Source organism: Eudoraea sp. (genome assembly GCF_049665975.1).
Lineage (GTDB): Bacteria > Bacteroidota > Bacteroidia > Flavobacteriales > Flavobacteriaceae > Eudoraea.
The window spans coordinates 1-1,763 of sequence record NZ_JBATGR010000350.1; the positions used below are offsets into that span (position 1 = coordinate 1).

Sequence of the window (1,763 nt, forward strand, 5' to 3'; positions counted from 1 at the left end):
GGCCAGGTACGCTGAGATCCCAACCTGTAGAATGGTTTATTGCTTTCCGATTCCTGCTCTTCTAAATGTTCTGCATCGGCTTCGGTTTCGACCTGTGCAAAAACCTGGCTCTGCAGGAATAACATTAAAGACAGTAAAACAGTTATTTTGGCTTTTATATTCATCTTTGTTTTAAGAGTAAGTTAGGACTTTTTTGTTCCAGTTAGTTTTATTTTTATCTATGGCCAGGCCTAATTATTGATTTTTCATTTTTTGCCTCCACCCACCGGCATGGTATACGTAAAATTTGCACGAAGTGAATTTTTAACGGCCGGGCCTTCCCATTTTTTATAAATAGCGCTGGTCCTGTATTCCACATAGGCATTTATAGATCCCTTCTCCAGGACCCATACTTTTCCAAACCTTAATCCCAATGGCAAATAAAAACCTTTTGTATTCCAGTCATATAAGGCCACCAAATCTGGGGTGCCAAGATAAAAACCGGAACTGCCAAAACGGTAATTTAGAAAAGGGGCAATTCCTAATGGATTTGCGTTACTGCTAATTGGAGTTGTTTCGTTAGGATCTTCTGAAGGTTGCTGTGCATTGGGGTCTACAGATCTCCAGGATTGCGTGAACAACAACCCATAAAACCATTGTCCGGAATTATTAACTATAGCAGCGGAAAAACCAAAGCCCCATTCATTTTTAGATACTCCTTTACTCCCTGGGGTTGTCATTAAAGGACCTATCCCGGCCCTTCCGGTTCCCCAATCCGTAGCTTTGGGTATTACTAAAGCAAAAATCTCGGTATTTCCAAGTCCGGTATTGCCATTAGACAAATCTTCATAATGCCTTAAAGTAACCCTGGGAAGAATGGTCAGTCCTTTTAAAGGCACCGGTGCTACTACCCTTAGTTGAAGATAATTGTCCAAACCTGGTCTGCGCGGGGCTCCATTCACCAGATCGTCATAATAGTCCGGCATAGACTGATAGGCCAATTGGAAACTCCACTGTGTGGCTGTTGCATCCATTGCTTTGGAAGCCGCACTTTGTTCATCTGCTGTATTTTCTTCCTGTGATTCAGCGGTTTCCTCAGTTTCTTCCTGAGCTAAACCCATGTTCAAACAGAAAATAAAAAATGGAATTAAAAAGTATTTTTTCATAACTATAAATTGTTCCGAGTTATTATTTTTGCGTTTTGGTTACCCGTACATCATATTTAAACAGACTGCTTAATTTGTCCCAAAAGTCGCCCCCTAATACAAAAAAACTGCTGATAAAAATTACATCCAGGACCATGGTAAACCATATAGGGAAATCCTTAATGATAGTACTAAAATGGCCAATATAGGGCTGTACGATACCAATTAAAACAGGGAGGCTAAAGAGAATTAATCCTATGCGGTAACGAAAAAGACTAACCGCATCCGGAGGTGCGAACCTTTTTAGATACTTTATGGTCTTACTTTTTATAAATTCATAGCCTTTTTTGCCCATTACGGCAACTGCAATGATCATAAAAACCTCAGGGATCCCAAAGGCCAGTAAACCTGAGATAATACTTTTAGCGGCAGCTGATATTTCCAATGTTAATACTAATGGAATTAATAACGGTAACAAAAAGCCCACAACCAAAATAATTGATCCTAGTATCAGTCTTGAGTTATTGGCAGTTTTGAGATTAGTATAATTATTATCTTCCATAGAATATCATTAAGGAATTCATGTCCTATTTACATTCCCAAACCTCGTATCGTCCAAATGCAGGATAACGGCAGGGA

Annotated in this window: 2 protein-coding genes; both read right to left on the reverse strand. The window is 39.5% G+C overall.

Features of this window, described 5'->3' with window-relative positions:
- Nucleotides 1-245 precede the first annotated feature (245 nt).
- The gene (locus WBN20_RS12100; protein ID WP_424281866.1) at nucleotides 246-1,145 is read right to left on the reverse strand and encodes a hypothetical protein; all 900 of its coding nucleotides are present in this window, start codon (nucleotides 1,143-1,145) and stop codon (nucleotides 246-248) included.
- Between the two features lie 22 nt (nucleotides 1,146-1,167).
- A complete protein-coding gene (locus tag WBN20_RS12105) occupies nucleotides 1,168-1,686 on the reverse strand; it encodes a hypothetical protein (RefSeq protein ID WP_424281867.1) in 519 nt (172 codons plus the stop codon).
- Between the last annotated feature and the right edge of the window lie 77 nt (nucleotides 1,687-1,763).

Excerpts from the sequence above, each read along its gene's own strand:
- WBN20_RS12100 (WP_424281866.1), bottom strand. The coding sequence starts at position 1,145 with ATGAAAAAATACTTTTTAATTCCATTTTTTATTTTCTGTTTGAACATG.
- WBN20_RS12105 (WP_424281867.1), bottom strand. The coding sequence starts at position 1,686 with ATGGAAGATAATAATTATACTAATCTCAAAACTGCCAATAACTCAAGA.